The following is a 19,557-nucleotide window of genomic DNA, read 5'->3' as shown; positions in this document are numbered from 1 at the left end:
AAATTTCCGTTAAAAAAATGTTGAAAAACGAACGCCCGGAAAGGCAAACTGTTTGAACCCGATTCTCTTTTAAAAAAAATATAATAATCTGAATCGGGTGAGTTTTTGCCTTTCAGAGAGTTTTTTGACATTTTTAGGAAATTTTCGGCAGCCGGCGTTTTTTGGGCACTTTTTTTTGAAAAAAGTGCCGTACGTAAAATTAAAATAATAAAGATAAATTTGAATGGTAGAAGGAAATTATCCATGCACTCCCTGGATTCCCGCGTTCGCGGGAATGACAGACGGTATAGTATTTTCCTTACTTCATTGTCTTTCCCGCATGTTTTAAGCGGGAAACCAGGGGAGGCGGGGGTAGTTGAAAAGACTATGTCAGAGAAATAAAAAACTCTGGATTCCCGCGTTCGCGGGAATGACAGAATTGTAAGGGCAGGATGCATCCTGCCCTTTTTTTCTTTTCAAAACCTCAAAGGGTTTCCAATCTATTTAAAAACCCTTAATATATCATTATAAATAACAAAAATCATCAATCCAAGAAGCAGCGCCATACCAATCTGCTGCAATATTAATTTCACCTTTATTGGAATCTCTCTCCTTATAACTCCTTCAATCGACAGAAAAAAGAGATGCCCTCCGTCAAGTACCGGAATAGGCAGCAGGTTCAGAAGCCCGAGATTAAGGCTTAAAAATGCCATAAATGCCATCAACGTCCCCATACCTGACCTTGCACTGTCACCTGCCAGCTTTGCAATTACTATCGGGCCGCCGAGAGACTTTATAGACTCATGGCCTGTTATAAGTTTGATTAATGACACGCCTATCATTTTTGTCAGCCTGATAAGAGTTGCAGTACCTGATTTAACAGATTTTACAAAGGAGACCTTTCTGATTTCTACTTCAGGAGTTATTCCTATAAGCCCGACCTCCTCAAGAGAACCGTCAGGATTCTGAATCTTCTGTTTCTCAGGAGTAATTACCGCCTGTTTTACAGTATCGTTCCGCATCCACTTTATTGTAACGGATTTCCCGGCCGATTTATGGATAATATCAGTAAGATCTTTCCATGTTTTAACAGGTGCGCTGTTTATTTCAACTATTTTATCTCCGGCAATCATACCTGCGCCTGCAGCAGGCATCTTTTCCATGACCTGGCCTATTCCCGAACCCGGTTTCTGTTCTGCAACTCCATACACAAAAGCCGTACCTATAAAAACAATAAGAGCAAACAGAATATTCATCACAGGCCCGGCCAAAATAACTGTAAATTTTTGAATCCAGGGCCTGGCCCTGTACTCCCACGGTTCCGGTTCCTTTAAAAGCTGTTCTTTGTCAAGGCTTTCATCAACCATGCCTGATATTTTTACGTATCCTCCGAATGGAATTGCAGATACACAGTAGTCGGTATCTCCTATTTTCCTGCCGAAAAGCCTCGGCGGATATCCCATGGAAAATCTTTCAACACGCATGCCGCAAAGCTTTGCAGCGGCGAAATGGCCTGTTTCATGCAGAAAAACCAGTATGCCTAACACAATAACTGTTGATAGAATTGTTGTTATCATATCTATTCCTTGTCCTTTGACCAATTTTTGTAAACAAAATCTCTTGCCCATTCATCTGCTTTTAAGATATCTTCAATTTCAGGATTATCAATACTCTGCAGATTTGAAAGAGCATGCTCAATTGCTGCTGGAATTTCACTAAATGAGATAATTCCCCTTAGAAACAGATCTACTGCTGCTTCGTCCGCTCCGTTTAATGCTGCTGTGCCTGTACCTCCCATTCCCAATGCATGGAATGCAAGATTAAGGCAGGGGAATTTATCAAAATCCGGCGCTGCAAATGTTAATTTATCTGTAATAGAAAAATCCATGCTTCCGTAAGGGCCCTGCCAGCGGTCAGGATAAGATAGTGCATACATTATAGGCACATGCATATCAGGATTACCAAGCTGAGCCTTTATTGAGCCGTCGCGAAATTCAACCATTGAGTGAATTATGGATTGGGGGTGAACTACAATGTCTATTTTATCCTGATGTATATCAAAGAGGTATCTTGCCTCTATTACTTCAAGACCCTTGTTCATCATTGTAGCAGAATCAATAGTTACTTTCCTGCCCATTGACCAGTTGGGATGAGCCAGTGCGTCTTTTACAGTGGCATGTTCAAGCTCTTTTTTATCTTTATTAAAAAACGGCCCTCCTGATGCTGTAAGAATCAGCCGCTTTACTTTTGATTTTTCCTCGCCTGCAAGGCATTGAAAAATTGCGCTGTGTTCGCTGTCAATCGGAAGAAGCTTTACATTTTTTTCTCTCACTTTTTCAGATACGAAACTGCCTGCCATTACAAGCACTTCCTTGTTTGCAAGGGCAATATCTTTGCCTGCTTCAACTGCTTTTAAGGTTGCTTTAAGGCCTGCACTTCCTACAAGGGCGTTAACAACAACTTCTTCGACGGATGAGTATGCAGTTTCCAGCAGCCCGGCCTCCCCGAAAAGAAGCTTTACTCCCAAATCATGGAATTTCTTTTCCCAATCTGACTGTTTGTTTAATCCTGTAATAACGGCAAATTCAGGAGATACTTTCCCTGCCTGGTCAAATAATTTTTCAATATTAACATGGCTTGTCAAAACTTCCACAGAAAATTTATCTCTGTGAAGGCTGACTATATCAAGTGTCTGAGTACCTATTGAACCCGTTGACCCCCAAATTGCAATTTTCTTTTTTATAACAAAACCTCCAAAACAAACACCTACCTTTACCAGGTAGTTAATTAAAACACAATCTATCTTTCATTGCAGGGCTTTAAATGTCTAAAATTATTTAACTGCAAATGTATTCTGCAGGTTAAAAGCTTTTTTAAACTCTTCCCCTGAAAGGCCGCTGTCTGTAAATTCCACTGACATCTCCTCTGATATTCCGCGCTTTACCGCCTCGCCTGCTTCTTCAAAGGAAACATCTCTTCCAAGATAGGTTCCTATGGAAATTGTTTTCGCTGCTATCTGTTTTTTCATCTCCTCTCTTTCTGAATCCGATTTGGATCTTAAAAAAAAGGGCAGCTCAAGATGTGCATCTCCGGTTAGTATGGATCCGTGCTGAAGAAGGCCTCCCCTTATGCGCCGCTGGGCGCTTCCTATCAATTTTCTTCCTTCAACAACCACTTCGTATCTCGCAGCAGCAGAAAAACAGCTCGCTGAAAGAGAACTTTTTTTATAATGATTCCTTAAATTCATACCCCGTTTTTCAAGAACCGCAGGTACATCAAGCATCCTGACACCTCTTGCAAGCCCATTAGACACAAGCATGTAAAATTCATTTACACTCTCTTTTGCAAAACGATTTGTCTCCGGTACTATTACGGAATAAGTAACTTCTTCTGCATGAAAAACAGCCCTGCCGCCTGTAGGCCGCCTTACAACATCAACATTCTTCTGTCTGCATTTTTCAATATCTATATGAGAAAGAGCCTGATTATGCCCCATTGAAATGCAGAAAGGTTCCCATCTGTAAATTCTCATTACAGGAATTTCCGTCTCTTTTACGGATTCAAGTAAAACCCAGTCTATTGCCATCTGCATCGAACCTGCAGCAAATCCCGTATTAATCCATCTCCACTTTTCCATAGAACTAACGAATCATGCCTCTGTCGCTTTTTTCAATAAAATCAAAAACATTCTGCACTTCAGAAGTTATTTCCATCTCTTCTTTTATCTTTTCAACTGCCTGGGATATATTCATTTTTGAACGGTATAGGAAACGGTAGCATCTCTGAAGAGCCCTTATGGATTCATTTGAAAATCCCCGCCTTCTTAATCCTACAACATTCAGCCCACTGTATCTTAAAGGCTCTCCTGCTGCAAGTACATAGGGCGGCACATCCTGCACAACCCGGAACCCTCCTCCTATAAAAGCATGGCTTCCTATATAGCTGAACTGATGCACAGCTGTAAGCCCGCCTATTATCACATAGTCGCCAATTGTAACATGCCCGCCAAGCTGTACTCCGTTTGCAAGAATAACATTATCGCCGACAATACAATCATGTGCAACATGAGAATACGCCATTAAAAAACAATTCTCCCCTACACTGCTCTTGCCTCTGTTGGAAGTACCTCTGTTAAGTACGCTGTATTCTCTGATTTCACTATTGTCGCCAACTTCAAATAGTGTTTCTTCCCCGCCAAATTTTAAATCCTGCGGAATTGTCCCTATGACTGCACCGTGGTGTACAATAACATTCTTACCGATACGGGTTCCCTCTGCAATAAGGGCACTTGACCGGATATCGGCTCCGCTCTTTATCTTTACATTCTCTTCTATAATTGCAAACGGCCCTACTTTGACATCCGAAGCCAATTCCGCATTTTTATGAACAATTGCTGCTGGATGAATATCTGCCACAATAATTCCTCTGTTTATTGAGAAAAATTAACGCCTGTTATTAACGATCAACCATTGCACACATAAACTGGGCCTCACATACAAGTTCTCCGTCAACATACGCCATTCCTGCCATCTTGCATGAACTTGCCCTCTGGCGAATCAGTTCCACTCTTATCTGCAGTATGTCGCCAGGGAGAACAGGTTTCCTGAACCTCACCTTATCTATGGCCATAAAATACGCAATCTTGCTCTGAGGATCTTCAATAGCATCAAGAAGCAGAACAGCCCCTGTCTGTGCCATTGATTCAATTATCAAAACTCCAGGCATAATAGGATGCCCGGGAAAATGGCCCTGAAAAAAAGATTCGTTTATTGTAACATTTTTCACACCCACAACTTCCTTACCCGGTATGAGGTCTACTATTTTATCAACCAACAGGAAAGGGTACCTATGGGGCAATATTTTCTGAATTGCAAGATTGTCAAGTACAATGCCCTTCTTGAATCCTGATTTACGGTATTTATTTGCAAGCTTCTTCTTTTTATACAGTTGTCTTATCTTTCTTACAAGTTCTACATGTGCTGCATGCCCTGAACGCGCTGCCATTACATGAGCTTTAATCGGCATTCCGAGAAGTGCCAGATCTCCGATCAAATCCAGAGTTTTATGGCGAACCGGTTCATTGTAGAATCTCAGCTCCACACCGCCGAGGATTCCGTTTGTTCCGTTAGTTACATTTTGATCAATACCAAAACGGCTGGCAAGAGTCCTCATCTCCTCAGGGGTTAAATCCCTGTCAACAATAACAACAGCATTATTCAGGCTGCCGCCCTGTATTAAGCCTTCTTTATGGAGCTCTTCGACTTCATGAAGGAAACAAAATGTACGGGCAGGGGCAAAATCTTTCACAAATTCGTCTTCAAGAGAATACATAGAAGTATACTGAGTTCCCAAAGCCGGGTTTCTGTAATCTACCATAAATGTTATGCGGAAAATATCCGAAGGGAACACAACCATATCCACACCATCTTTTTCATTGGTATAGGTAATGGTCTCGTCGATTTCAAGATACTCCCGCGGGGCATCCTGCTGTTCAAATCCTGCTTTTTTAAGAATTTTTACAAAAGGCATTGCACTCCCGTCGCCGACAGGAGGCTCATTGGAATCCAATTCGATTATGATATTATCAATCCCCATGCCATAAACAGCAGCAAGTACATGCTCAACCTGCCTTATACGTACATCTCCCGAACCCAGGGTAGTATCTCTCGAATTATCAACAACATTATCAATATCAGCGAGAATTTCAGGATTCCCCTCAATGTCAACGCGTCTGAATTTGATTCCTGTATTTGGCTCTGCAGGCCTGAAAACAAGAGTAGTCTTGTTTCCGGTATGAAGGCCTATGCCGGACATTGATACTGTTTTTTTAATTGTCCTTTGATTTTCTTCTAACATTTATCAGCTCTTCTCTTTATCTTTTTTAATCCGCTCAATCTCTTTTTTCAACTCGTTGAATTCCTTAATAAGGCCGGGAAGCCTGCGCAGGGCACCCTGTTTCCGGAACTCTTCCATGCTTAAACCCGCAGGGTATCCGAATATTACAACATTATCAGGAAAGGATTTACTTACGCCTGACTGTGCCATAACAGCCGAATTATTGCCGATTGACATATGCCCTGCAAATCCGGCCTGCCCGCCTATTCTCACATAATTCCCGATTTTTGTACTGCCCGATAATCCGGCCTGTGCAGCTATAACAGTATTTTCGCCTATCACGCAGTTATGGGCAATTTGTACGAGATTGTCTATTTTTGTACCCTTTTTAATTCTGGTCTCGCCCATTGTTGCACGGTCAATTGTTGAGTTGGCACCGATTTCAACATCATCCTCAATTACAACCGTACCAATCTGAGGTATCTTATGGTATTTTCCCTCATGAAATGCAAATCCAAAACCGTCACTGCCCACAACAACACCGCCGTGCAGGACAACTCTATCGCCTATTCTGACGTTCCTGCACAAATTTACCAGAGGACGGACAAGGCAGTCAGCACCTATTGAGACATCATCTTCTACAACTACCCCAGGCATCAGAATTGTATTGTCGCCGATTCTGCATCTCTTTCCAACAACAACATTAGCTCCTATGGAAACATTTCTGCCAATCTCTGTTTCTTCACCGATAACAGCTGTTTCATGCACTCCAATGTCAGCAGGCTCTGCAGTGCTGTGAAACATAAGCACAGCCTGTAAAAACGTAAAATAGGGGTCATCTGTTTTGATTACAGGTTTTTCTCCCTTGTAATCCACATCTTTCCCGATAATTATTGCTGATGCCCCTGAAGAATCAAGAAAACGGAGATATTTTGTATTTGCCAGAAATGTTATTGTTCCTTTGCCTGCTTCTTCAATTTTGGCAACTCCTGAAATCTCAATACTTCCGTCACCTGATAGTTCACCGCCTATTTTTCCTGCAATTTCGTCCAGGCGATATGCCATGATTAATTTCCGCCGGTTTTTGGTTTTGCAGCAGCACCCTTTTCAAGTTCTTTTAGAAGTTTGTCTGTTAAATCATACTTGTCTTTTGCAAAAAGTACATTGCCTGCAACAGTATCAAATATATAATCATATCCTTCATCTTTGCCGATTTTATGAATTGTTTCATTAATAGTCTGAATTATCGGCCCCATAAGTTCCTGCTGGCGCTTAAAGTATTCGCCCTGCTGTCCCCATTTCTGATTCTGGTACTGCTGAATTTTTACATAAAGGTCTTGGACTTCCTGTGCTTTCTCTTTCTTTTTTGCTTCACTTAAAAGAAGGCTCTGCTGCTGCAGCTTATCCTGTGAATCCTTAAACTGCTGCTGCATTTTCTGAAGCTCCATGCCCCATTTATTGCTCTCTTCTTCAAGTTTTTTCGATGCATCAATTGCAGCCTGATAATTTTTCAATACCTGATCGGAATTAACATAAGCGATCTTAAGCTGTGCAAATACTCCTGCAGACACAGTAAGTACTAAAATTAATATTACAACCAAAATTCTACTTCTTTTAAACATACTTTCCTCCTCTTTTCATTCACGAAACAATTCTTATAAAGGACATTATCATAAATCAGACCTGAATATTCCCTCTTTCATAATCAGGCTTTTGATGAGGCCCATCTGGTTATTTCTAAAAATTTACTTCCGCCTTATCTGACAAGGCAATGCCTGTTGGCCTGTATAATAATGATATGTCTTGAATATTATCAGAATCCTCTTCCAAATACAAACTGAGGTTTCCACTGGCCGAATCTTCTTCCGTATGAATCTATCTGGTCAAATCCATAAGCATAATCAAACCCGAGCATACCAACCATAGGCATAAATATACGTGCTCCAATACCTACTGAACGTCGCAGATCAAACGGATCCGTATGCGAAAAATCGGGCCATGTATTACCTGCTTCGGCAAAAACCAGGCCGAACATCATAGGATTACTGATAAGGGGGAATCTAAGCTCTATCGTCGTTTCAAACATGGTTTTTCCGCCTGTGCGGATTCCGCCGCCTGCAAGAGGATCATCATAACCTCTTAATGGTATTGAGCGCGACATTCCGCTGCCGCCTATAAAAAAGTAGTTAAGATATGGAATACCTTTTGATTCACCTACTTCTCCCATTGCACCAACCTGTACTCTTGTAAGAAGAATAAGATTCGGGATAAAAGTAGGATGGAAGAACTCTGCTTTGAAAACGTGTTTATGATATCCTACATTACCGCCGAGAATACCGCCTGTAACTTCTGTAGATAAACTTACCCTTGAACCCATTGTTGGAAATTCCGGATGATTAAGGCTGCTTCTTGAAATTATCTGAGTAATTCCGCTTGTTGTCAAAGGCCAGTCTTCTTTAACAATATTATTAGGATTCAGCTTTATATAATAATCACTAAAATCTCCAAGTGCCGTTTCATCAATGCGATATATCCAATCGCCTCGGAAATAGTTGTCAGGCCATCTGAATCTGCGTCCGAGCCTTACTGAAATTCCTCTTGTCTGCTGGCTGTATCCTATGTAATACGGATCTCTTTTTGTATCATAAACAGAAACTCCCACAAGAGTCGGTGTATTCATAAGCCACGGTTCTGTAAAGCCCAGATTAAAGGAACGGTAATACTGGCCGAAATTCCAGTTTAAAGAAAGCTGCTGGCCGTTACCAAACAGATTATTCATGCCAAGCCCGACACTGCCGATAAGCCTGTCAAGCTCACTCCAGCCTGCAGAAAGATTTGCAGTATCCGTTGATTTTTCATCAACTTTAAATGAGAGGTCCATCTCCTTGTCATTAACAGGCACTACATTGGGAACAACATTGGAAAAATAGTTGAGAACCATAAGGTCTCTCTGGCTGCGCATGAGGAGCTCTTTGCTGAACACATCACCGGGCCGGATTCTGAGTTCTCTCCTTATAACCCTGTCCTTTGTCCGGTTGTTTCCTAATATATGAATCTGCCTGATACGGACAGGTTCGCCTTCTTTTATAATAAAATGGATGTCAAGAGTATCTTCTCCCCGTAAACTCTCCTTTGGATTTATCTGTGCGTAAATATAACCTTTATCATAATAGGCACCGCCTATTTTGTCATTTATAGATTCCTGAAAATCTTTTTCACTAAATACATCTCCTGTCTTGAATTTTAGAAGGGGATAGAGCTCATCCCCTGTAAATATTGTGCTGCCTTCCCACGAAACATTGCCGATATAGTAGCATTGACCTTCCCTGAGCCACAGGTCAATAAACATATCTTTACGTTTCGAATCATAGTAGAGAGAGTCTTTGATAATTTCAGCATCACGGAATCCGTTATTTCTGTAAAATCCTAATACCTTTTCCTTATCTTCATCATACTTCACCCTGTTAAAATCAGCACCCCTCCACCATGTATCCTCTTTTGTTTTTTTCATCTGTTTTTTCAGTTTACCATCAGCAAATGCAGTATTGCCGAAAAAGCGGATACGTTTAATCTGTACTTTTTCGCCCTCTTTTATTGTAAGCTGGAGCAGGGCCCTGCCCTTTTTATCCGACGGCAAAATTTTCGTTTCTATTGTTGCCAGAGTATAGCCTTTTTCCTGATATTTATCCAGGATTCTTTTTTTAGCCTGTGCTATCTGCGTAGAATTTAAAACCTGCCCGCGGAAAAATCCGATCTCTTTTTCAATGTCGTTTCTTTTGAGTTTTTTATTACCCTTGATAATCAGCTTCTCAAGGCGCTGATATTCCATCACCTTTATGGTTAAAAATATCCCCTGTGCAGTCTGCTTGTCAAGAACAATTCGGATATCAGAAAAAATACCGAGAGCCCATAATTGTTTTACTGCATGCTGAATATCTTCCCACGTTACATCACTCCCTTCCTTCAATCCCGAACTCATTTTAACCACAACAGGTTCCGATGTAACAGTACCCTCCACTGAAAGCCCAAGCAGAGTACCTATACGTGTTTGCTGCGCACTTGCAGGTATCCATACAGAAACAAGTATGACAAGAATAATAACTGTTGATATCCGATATTTCAAAATTATCTCCTCCCGATATAACCTATAATAATACAAAATATATTGCAATTTGTAAAGAATAAAATTCAATCTCTTAAAATGGGAAAATATGCCTTATCCATATTTTTTTGTCTTCCCTCCTGTCAGACAGAAGCTGGCTGTCATAAGTATATTCAAATTCAAGGAAAATGTCTGGCCTTAGAGTAAACTCAAGAGAAAGGGCATGGCGGAAACCAATCCCGTGAGTCATATATCCGTGATAATACGATTCATTCTGAACCTGTCCGGTATATGTTATGAAAATACCAGGGCCTATATATTTACCAAGAGTCCAGCGTGTGCTTCTCAATAGATACTTTGCATCAAACTGAGGCGTGCTCATTGTCCTCATCTGAAACAAGTTTCTGGTAAACATTGAGGAGAACCTTACAACATCAAGTCCGAGATGACGCCTTATTCCCCTCTCAATCGGCCTGAAGATGGGCCTGAAAATAAGATTTTCAACCTGTGTTCCCAAAGCATCATACGCCCTTGCCTTTATATTATCAGCAGAATAACCAAGGGCTGCCATCAGATCCGCTTCAGTACGTCCAAGATTCGGATTATCAGTAGAAAATTTAAAATGTATGTTCTCCCATAAACCGCCGCTTTTTTCTATTCCTGTTTCTCTGTCCCTTACTGCGACAGAAAGCCACACTGTGGCAGGCATCCCAAGGGAATCAGTTACTGTTGTAAACGCCCTGCCGGAAAATATGGGTTCATGTGTCTTTCGCGGCATATCAAATGTTATCTGTTCAGGCCGGAAAAAATGTTCAAGGACTTCAAGGCTTCCCTCTGTTGAGGAGACATTTCCCCACACTTCAAAATTGTCTTTGTCAATTGTTCCTTTTATCCTGACACCTCCGGAACCGTCCCTGAGTTTTAAATCTGCAAACACATTGCCCAGTGCCGTTTTAATATCTCTTGTATAATGTACATCTTTTCTCGGTACGACATTTATATTCCAGTTGATCTTTGACAGGATTTTAACGAATTCATCTTCTCCTGCCTCATCCGATTTTAAAAGCGGGTATGTAAAACGAAAGTCCACTAATTGGAGGGTACCGTTTAAGCTTGGGTATGAAGACGGCCCGCCAATCATAAAATCATTAAAATCAAAGCCCGTAAACAGTATCCTTCCCTCAGCCCCTTTTTCCATAAGCCCGGGAAGAGCCATTCTTACAGGTTTTTCAGTGCGTAAAATAAAATTTCCCATATCCACACCAAGTTTGCTGATCCTCAACCGAGGCAGTTTGTTATTATCTCTGATGTTACGGATAAGAACAGGAGAACGATCCACAAGCCCGCTTATTTCATTGATGCTTAAAAACCTCTCTCCGGGTTTTAACTCTGCATTTATACGAATATCTTTTATGGAAGTAAAGAGAGAAGAAAGCTTTAATTCTCCATTGTCAATGTTTACTTTTGCACTCCCGAGAACCCAGTTACCGCTTGTGCCTGCAAAACGTAAAAACAGGCTGCCTGTTCCCCTGCTCTTCTTAACAATACCGGAGATGTCCGACAGCATACCGAGCACATTACCTGATGCACTAACTTTAAGATCGAGCTTTCCAGAGTGTGCGTGCGGTATTCTTCCGCTGAACTGTATTCTGCAGTTATCTGAGCGCTCAACTTCTCCTCTCGTAATATAGAAACCGCTATTTGATATACTGCGGCCCGTATTAAGAGTATCCCTGAAACTTGCATTGAGTTTTTTAAACAGCAGAGGGCCCGCTTTGCCGTCAAGAATTTCAATATCTCCGGAAACAACTGGCATTACAGGCCTGCCTGCGACATTCAGATTCATCAACATCAGGCCTTTGTAACTATTATTCTTAAAAAGCGCAGTGCTGATCTCTTTTATATAAAGAGTATCTGTTTTAAAATTTCCGGAAAGAGAATCCGAAGAGGTTCTGAAAACAGAACCGAAAAGTATTCTCTTTGTTCTTCTGTTCAGATTTGCATCAAGGCGGATAAATTTCCCTCCGGCCCAGTTGGCAGAGAGCATTCCATCCAGAGGCCCTATCTGATTCATAAACCCTTTTTTAAAATCAAGGGCAAATTTTACCGTGGGTTTCTCTGCTGTGCCGGAAACATCCAAAGCAGATGATATAAGGCCGGAAAGAGAAGGGGGATCGGAAAAATATTTTTTCAACCCTGCAGGATCAATATTCTTTGATATCAAATGGGCTGAAATCGAATCCTGAGAAGAAAAAGGGATAACAGCATTCCCTGAAAAATTCTTCCCTATTTTCAATCTTCTTACAGACAGGCTGTTATTTAAAAATCCTGCCTGGAATCCTGCACTCATCGGCTTTCCTGTCATATCGTAGATGACAGAGCTGACTCGGCACGATTTTTCGTTTTTCCAATCCAGCGGATCAACGTTCAACGTAAAAAATGTTGTATGCCGGGATCTTTCAATAGATTTTCCCTGTGCTGTAATAGCCCACTTATTATCATTCCCTTTAAAGTTCAACCCTATATGCAAAGGTTTTATAATCCGCTTAAAAATTGAAGGAACCATAGGATATAATAAATCAGTTACATTTACAGATGAAAGATTCCAGGTTGCCCCGTTACGAAAGGGCCTCTGGATATATCCTTTTAAACCAAAAGTACTGTTGGAAGATATCACTACCCCGAGAGAATCATGAGAATAACTTAATGACGGAAAAATCAATAATGTATCGCCTTCCGTTGAGAGAGTCGCAATTCTTCCTTCCAAATGGCCCTTTAAATTTTCTAATTCTCCGTTAACCCTCACATCTATTGTGCCGCCGCATGCTTTTAATCTGCTTCTTACAACCGGATTAATTACCGGAAGAAGGCTTCCCTTTACTGAAAGTGAAAGTGCCGATGAATATGCTGAATCGGAGAAATCAATCTTGCCTGCCAGGCCAAAACTTATATCATCACCTCTTGAACCTGTACCTTCCAGAGTCAAAACACTGTCTTTCATACCTATTGCCATTGCATAGTTTTTCAGGCCTATGCCGTATATTGCTAAATCAGATGAATGAAGATAGCCTTTTATTTCAGGATTAAACAGGCTGCCCGACAGTTTTAAATTATACGAGCCTCTGCCTTTAATACCATAGCGGGATCCCGGTACCGCTTCACGAAAAAAAGCGGGAATATCAAACCCGGGGCACGAAACCGTTAAGTCCCACACAGGGGAAAAAACATTGCTTACACTTCCATTTATTTTAACTTCCGAGCCGTTAAAGCTATTAATATTGCCCTTTACAAAAAGAGAATCTCCGGATAAATTACCTTTCAGGTTGATTCCGCTATAGATCAGATTCATTCCTTTAAATGCAATGTCACTATCTTTAACAACAACAAACCCTCTTGCTTCAGTCCTTTTACCGAAAAAGAGCTCTCCTTCCACAGATCCCTTCGTAATTGAAAGATAAGGGGGCAGAATTAAATCAAGATTCCCTCTTGGAGAAAGTTTATCCAATTTTATATGCACATCAAGGGGTACTGCTTTAATAAGGTCAACAACACCCTCGATATGCAGATTATTTTTCTTACTGCTGAATATTCCCCCTGTCAATCTCAAACATGAAGAATCAGCCCTTTCTGTTCTTAAATATCCTTCAAGAGAGTGCCCTAAAACAAGCCGTCTTCCTTCCTTATTTTCAATAATGATCTTTGCATCTGTTATAGCAATTCTCTTTATTGTTTCAAGCTCTCCTGCCAATTTATTTGATGAAAACATTATTGCTGATTTATCATCAATCTTTTGTTTTGATCTCATCCCCTCCCTTATGGTAATTACCGGATGTTCCATCACAAGTTCATTGGCCACCTTGTTGGGAGCAAATCTGTAAGTTATGAGTTTAAGAAGATTATACCCTATACGGATATCTTTTACTTCAAGAGTATATGCAGAGTCTCTCGGCACAAGAACAACATCACGAAGCTGTATGCTCCTTATCCCTACTTCAAGCCCTCCGATACTTGAACTTGAAGCAAGAAACGGCTTCATTCTTTCCAAAATAAGCACGCGAATTTTATCATTGGCTTTTATGGTCCGCCATGCACCGTACCACCCAAAAAAGAGTACGCTGATAATACCTGCAACCACAAGAACCCATTTTCTTGATTTCATTAAATTCTGTTCCGTACCACGTAAAAAAAAGAGGGCATTACCCCTCACACAACCATAGCTATTAGACTACTCTACTCAAATGAGAGTTCCCGGATAAAAAAAGTCTTAAACCGGAACTTCTTATTCTCTTATCTGTTCACTTACCTTGCCAAACCTTCTTTCTCTCTTACTATAAATTAATATCGCGTTGTAAAGATCTTCTCTGCTGAAATCAGGCCAGAGAACATCTGTTATGTAAAGTTCGGTATAGGCAAGCTGCCATAACAAAAAATTTGAGATGCGCATTTCTCCGCTTGTTCTGATAAGCAGATCAGGATCAGTAAGGCCTCTTGTATAAAGATTTTCTTCAATTACCGATTCGTCAATATCTTCCGGTTTTATCTTCCCAGCTGCAGATAGTTCTGCAATAAGCCGGACAGCATTTATTATCTCTTCTCTTCCGCTGTAGTTTAAGGCGAGATTAAGTTTAAGCCCTGTATTGCCTCTCGTTGCTTCAATACCCTTCCTCATCCCTTCTGCAGTTTTATGCGGAAGCCCGTTTATGTTGCCTATTACATTCAACCTTACATTGTTTTTAACAAGGTCTCTTATCTCTTTTCGCAATGTCTGGATAAGAAGTTTCATGAGGGCTGAAACTTCCTTCTCAGGCCTGCTCCAGTTCTCTGTTGAAAAAGTATAGAGCGTAAGAGAATCTATACCAAGATTGCCGCACTCCTCTACAACCATTCTTACTGTTTTTACTCCTGCTCTGTGCCCGGCAATTCGCGGAAGATTCCGCTTTTTGGCCCATCTGCCGTTTCCATCCATGATAATTGCAATATGGTTTGGAATACGGCCTTTTTCTTTAAGCTCCGCTATCTTTTTTTCAACAGATTTATCCGGCATACAAATCCTCTGTTTTTTGATGCACAACTTGAAAAATTACGATTAAAAGGATAGAATGTCAAGAAATTATTTTAGATTGACTTTAACTATAAAAAAAGCTAATTTTCTGTTGCTTTAAGTGAATTGCATATTTTATAAAAAAATTTTACAATTAGGCATTTATCGGGGTTATCAATGACTGAAAAAACAAAAGAAAAAGATATTATCCTGTTTGAAAAAGCAAAAAAGAGCCATGGGAAAATTATAAGCGAAATAAAGAAAATTATAATCGGGCAGGATCAAATAATTGAAGAACTTATGATATCTCTTTTTTCTCAGGGCCACTGCCTTATTATCGGTGTTCCGGGTTTGGCAAAAACTCTTCTTATTTCAACTCTTTCCCGGGTTATAGATTTAAAATTCAACAGAATCCAGTTTACGCCTGACCTTATGCCTTCAGATATAACAGGTACTGAAATTCTTGAAGAGGACAGAACCACTGGTAAAAAAATATTTAAATTTGTAAAGGGCCCTGTTTTTGCAAATATCGTACTTGCAGACGAAATAAACCGAACACCCCCCAAAACTCAGGCAGCACTTCTTCAGGCAATGCAGGAACACGAGGTCAGTATTACAGGTAAAACCTTCCCTATTGAAGAACCCTTTTTTGTGCTTGCCACACAAAACCCCATTGAGCAGGAAGGTACTTACCCTCTGCCAGAGGCCCAGCTTGACCGTTTCATGTTTGCCCTGTGGATAAATTATCCTGACAAACAGGAGGAGATAGACATTGTTAATTCCACAACTGCGGGATCAGACCCGTCTGTAAACAGAATTCTAAAAAGAGCGGACATAATTGATATCCAGAAACTTGTACGGAGAGTGCCGGTATCCGCAGTAGTTGTTAATTATGCTGTTGATCTGGTAAGAAAAACAAGGCCTTTAAATGCAGATTCTCCTTCATTTGTAAAAGACTGGATAAACTGGGGAGCCGGGCCCAGAGCTTCTCAATATTTAATTCTCGGTGCAAAAGCCCGCGCTGTATTAAAGGGCAGGGCAACGCCTGATATTGAAGATGTGAAAAGTATTGCAAAACCGGTATTAAGGCATAGAATCGTAATTAACTTTAATGCCGAAGCAGACGGCATCAGTGCATCTGAGATTATTGACCGGCTTTTAGAATAAGGATATTAGGGGAATGAGGAATCCTTGGGGCTGTGTCAAAAGTCCCAACCCTGTCATTGCGATTCCGGCTTGCCGGAAGAAGCAATCTCTGCAATTCGGGCTCAATTCCTGAGATTGCTATGTCGCTTCGCTCCTCGTAATGGCTTCAAATCGACTTTTGATACAGCCCCAAAAGCTGGCTTCTCCGAAATCTCAAAACAATAATGAGAAACATGTAAGTTGATAAATGTATCAATATCAGCCAAATGATTTATCATGGCACTGATTCCCCAATAGAAAACCTGCGTTCTTTCTAAAAATAAATTTTGAATTAAATCAATTTCTTTCGTACAATAGATACATCTACAAAATCATTTTAAAAACTCAGGAGGATACAATGATGCTCCGTAGATTTTTATATTTAGCCGCTTCAATTCTGACTATTTATTCATTCAACATTCCGCTCTCTGCAGGAACAGAAACAATAAAAAACAGCAATCCTGAAATATTAATTACACTCCGGAAAAAAATCGTTAAAATCACAGCTTATAAATCTGACATTATAAGAATAACTATGTCAGAAAAAGCAGGACAAAATATAAATCCCTTTTCAGTTATCCAAAAACCGGAAGGATATTTCACTTCTGTAACAGACAAAAAAGATACACTTTTTCTCAGCACAGAAAAACTGAATATAAAAATTTCCAAATCTCCCTTCAGAATTAAATTTTTCTTAAAAGACAACAGACTCATCAATTCTGATTACAGCCCTATCGGAACCATCAGACAGGGTACAAAAACAACCTGCCATAAAAAACTGTTTTACGATGAAAAATTTATCGGCCTCGGCGAAAAAACAGGCCCCCTTAACCGCAGAGGAAGGACCTATGTTAACTGGAACACAGACCATTATGCTTATGACATCAATTCTGATCCTCTTTACGCGAGCATACCCTTTTTTATCGGGATTCACGACTCCCTTGTTTACGGAATTTTTCTTGATAACACATATAAAACCCGGTTCGATTTCGGGGCATCAACAGACAACAAATTCTACTCTTTCTCAGCAGCAAACGGAGACATGGACTACTACTTTTTTGGCGCTCAATCAATAAAAGATATAATAAGAGATTATACATGGCTTACTGGAAGAATGGAAATGGTTCCGAGATGGATTTTAGGATACCAGCAGTGCAGATGGAGTTACTATCCTGATTCGGAAGTGTTGAGAATAGCAAAGACTTTCAGACAGAAGAGAATACCTGCAGATGTGATATACCTTGACATCCATTACATGGACGGATATAAAATCTTTACGTGGGACAAAAAGCGGTTTCCTGATCCGAAAAAAATGATCTCGGAGCTGAACAGACTGGGATTCCATGTTGTTACAATTGTTGACCCCGGAATTAAGATTGACCCAAAATACAGTGCGTACAACGAAGGAGTAAAAAACAGATTTTTCTTAACCTATCCTGATTCCGATTTTTATACTGGTTCGGTATGGCCGGGTAAATGCCATTTCCCCGATTTTACAAATCCTGAAGCAGGATCGTGGTGGGGAAACCACTTCTCAGCTCTTATTAATCCCGGAGTGGAAGGATTCTGGAATGACATGAACGAACCATCTGTATGGGGCCAGTCCTTCCCTGAGATTGTAAAAGGCAGGGCAGGCAGTATGGATAAAATGCACAATGTTTACGGAATGCTGATGACAAAAGCCACATTTGAAGGAACAAAAAAACTTCTGCAGAACAAACGTACCTTCTGCCTTACACGCTCCGCTTTTGCAGGGATACAGCGCTATTCTGCTGTGTGGACAGGAGATAATGTTGCAACCGAAGACCACATGATGGCAGGAGTGCTCCTTGTAAACAGCATGGGCCTGTCCGGTATTCCCTTCACAGGGCCCGATATAGGAGGATTCGCAGGCACTCCTTCAAAGGAACTTTTTCTAAGGTGGCTTTCAATTGGTGTGTACACTCCCTTTTTCAGAAACCATACTGAGATAAATTCCCTTCATCAGGAGCCGTGGATCTTCGGCGAGCGGGCTGAATCTCTTTCACGCAGATACATTAATAAGCGATACGAGCTTATGCCCTATATCTACTCTGCATTTTATGAAGCTGTGCACACAGGTATGCCTGTAAGCAGGAGCCTGAGCATCTTATATCCTTTTGATGAAAATATATATGATCACCGTTTTCAGTATCAATACCTTTTCGGCCCCTTTCTATTAGTGTGCCCTGAAAAGAGCAGCCAAAAAACAGTTGATGTTTACTTTCCAGAAGGGAAATGGTTCCGTGTTGATGATGAAACGCAGACATTTACCGGGCCCTGTACTCAAAAAGTTAAATCTGACTTGCCCGAACTTCCTGTTTTCGCAAAAGGGGGTTCTATAATTCCGATGCAGAAGATAGTACAGCACACTGATGAAACTCCCGGAGACACCCTGTTTTTGCACATATATATGGGAGATGTAAAAACAGCCTTTACATTTTACGATGATGACGGGAAGACACTTGATTACAGAAAAGGGAAATTTTATAAACGTGACATGATTTTTGACCCCGGGAACAAAATATTTTTAATAACAAAAACCACAGGAAAATACAGGCCCGTGTTTAAAATTATAAAATTAATACTTCATAATTTTACAAACATTGACAAGGTCAATATCAATAATAGAATTTCAACATTGGCCCGGAACAAAAATTCTGCAGTTAAATCAATAAATATTGAAAACATTTCAGATGAAATCCGTATGAAATGGTAAGTATATAATCATATCAAAACAACCAAACCCCGAAGAGGTGGCATTATTGTAGCAGGATAATGACCCGACAATTAAAACCCCGAAGGGGTGACATGATTATAGGCATTATTGTAAATATCACCGAAGGAGAGAAAATGAAAACCAATATTTTTAAACCTGCAGCAGCCCTGGCCATTTGCCTATTGATTACCCTGCCCGCTTCAGCTCAGAAAAAACATATTACATACGGCCAGGCATACAAATGGGCTGAACCCAAAATCATGGAAAGCTTACCTAACCTGAGATGGTACGGTAAAGACAAATTTTTAAAAAAATCATTTGAAAAAAGCTCCACCCAATACATTCTTGTTGATGCAGTTACAGGAAAAGAGAATATCTTTTTTGACACAAAAACCTGCGCAGAAGAATTGAACCTGCCTGAATATTTATCATTAAACAGAGCACATTGGAATAAAGACTTTTCCGCAGCAATTATTCTGCACAAGGGGAATATCTTTTACATTAACAGGAAAAATAGAACCTTACGCCAGCTTACAGCATTCAAAGCACCTGTTAAAAACCCCACATTTTCACCTGACTTCAAATACATCGCATTTACAAGAAGCCATAATCTCTATGTTGTGAATATGGAAACAGGATTGGAAAAACAGCTTACAAATGACGGATCCGATACGATTT

At 40.4% G+C, this 19,557-nt stretch carries 13 protein-coding genes; 3 read left to right on the top strand and 10 right to left on the bottom strand.

Annotation, left to right across the window (positions count from 1 at the left end; all coding sequences use genetic code 11):
• Positions 1 to 479: 479 nt before the first annotated feature.
• From rseP to J7K93_07370, 10 genes are all read right to left on the bottom strand, one after another.
• Entirely contained in the window at positions 480 to 1,556 is a 1,077-nt protein-coding gene (gene rseP, locus J7K93_07415; GenBank protein ID MCD6116826.1) for an RIP metalloprotease RseP, read from the bottom strand.
• Between the two features lie 2 nt (positions 1,557 to 1,558).
• Positions 1,559 to 2,722, bottom strand: a complete 1,164-nt coding sequence (locus J7K93_07410; protein ID MCD6116825.1) for a 1-deoxy-D-xylulose-5-phosphate reductoisomerase — start codon at positions 2,720 to 2,722, stop codon at positions 1,559 to 1,561.
• Between the two features lie 90 nt (positions 2,723 to 2,812).
• Positions 2,813 to 3,616, bottom strand: coding sequence for a lipoate--protein ligase family protein (locus J7K93_07405; protein ID MCD6116824.1), 804 nt, complete (start codon positions 3,614 to 3,616; stop codon positions 2,813 to 2,815).
• A gap of 4 nt (positions 3,617 to 3,620) precedes the next feature.
• Positions 3,621 to 4,394, bottom strand: a complete 774-nt coding sequence (lpxA, locus tag J7K93_07400) for an acyl-ACP--UDP-N-acetylglucosamine O-acyltransferase (GenBank protein MCD6116823.1) — start codon at positions 4,392 to 4,394, stop codon at positions 3,621 to 3,623.
• A 40-nt stretch (positions 4,395 to 4,434) separates the two neighbouring features.
• Positions 4,435 to 5,835, bottom strand: a complete 1,401-nt coding sequence (locus J7K93_07395; GenBank protein ID MCD6116822.1) for a bifunctional UDP-3-O-[3-hydroxymyristoyl] N-acetylglucosamine deacetylase/3-hydroxyacyl-ACP dehydratase — start codon at positions 5,833 to 5,835, stop codon at positions 4,435 to 4,437.
• 3 nt (positions 5,836 to 5,838) lie between these two features.
• Positions 5,839 to 6,879, bottom strand: coding sequence for a UDP-3-O-(3-hydroxymyristoyl)glucosamine N-acyltransferase (gene lpxD, locus J7K93_07390; GenBank protein MCD6116821.1), 1,041 nt, complete (start codon positions 6,877 to 6,879; stop codon positions 5,839 to 5,841).
• Between the two features lie 2 nt (positions 6,880 to 6,881).
• Positions 6,882 to 7,436: an OmpH family outer membrane protein gene (locus tag J7K93_07385; GenBank protein MCD6116820.1), complete on the bottom strand. Its 555-nt coding sequence runs from the start codon at positions 7,434 to 7,436 to the stop codon at positions 6,882 to 6,884.
• 191 nt (positions 7,437 to 7,627) lie between these two features.
• Positions 7,628 to 9,937: an outer membrane protein assembly factor BamA gene (gene bamA, locus J7K93_07380; protein ID MCD6116819.1), complete on the bottom strand. Its 2,310-nt coding sequence runs from the start codon at positions 9,935 to 9,937 to the stop codon at positions 7,628 to 7,630.
• Between the two features lie 73 nt (positions 9,938 to 10,010).
• On the bottom strand, positions 10,011 to 14,075 hold the full coding sequence (locus J7K93_07375) for a translocation/assembly module TamB domain-containing protein (GenBank protein MCD6116818.1): 4,065 nt from the start codon (positions 14,073 to 14,075) through the stop codon (positions 10,011 to 10,013).
• A gap of 120 nt (positions 14,076 to 14,195) precedes the next feature.
• A complete protein-coding gene (locus tag J7K93_07370) occupies positions 14,196 to 14,960 on the bottom strand; it encodes an isoprenyl transferase (GenBank protein ID MCD6116817.1) in 765 nt (254 codons plus the stop codon).
• Between the two features lie 174 nt (positions 14,961 to 15,134).
• Between J7K93_07370 and J7K93_07365 the strand changes: the two genes are divergently transcribed.
• The 3 genes from J7K93_07365 to J7K93_07355 form a co-directional block, all read left to right on the top strand.
• Positions 15,135 to 16,124, top strand: a complete 990-nt coding sequence (locus J7K93_07365) for a MoxR family ATPase (GenBank protein ID MCD6116816.1) — start codon at positions 15,135 to 15,137, stop codon at positions 16,122 to 16,124.
• Between the two features lie 376 nt (positions 16,125 to 16,500).
• Positions 16,501 to 18,879, top strand: coding sequence for a DUF4968 domain-containing protein (locus J7K93_07360; GenBank protein MCD6116815.1), 2,379 nt, complete (start codon positions 16,501 to 16,503; stop codon positions 18,877 to 18,879).
• 134 nt (positions 18,880 to 19,013) lie between these two features.
• Positions 19,014 to 19,557: DPP IV N-terminal domain-containing protein (locus tag J7K93_07355; protein MCD6116814.1), on the top strand; the 544-nt coding region annotated here is incomplete at its 3' end.

The sequence above is a fragment of the bacterium genome (assembly GCA_021158245.1).
Lineage (GTDB): Bacteria > Zhuqueibacterota > QNDG01 > QNDG01 > QNDG01 > QNDG01.
Note: the sequence above shows the minus strand (reverse complement) of the source record. Positions and strands in the feature narration are given on the sequence as shown.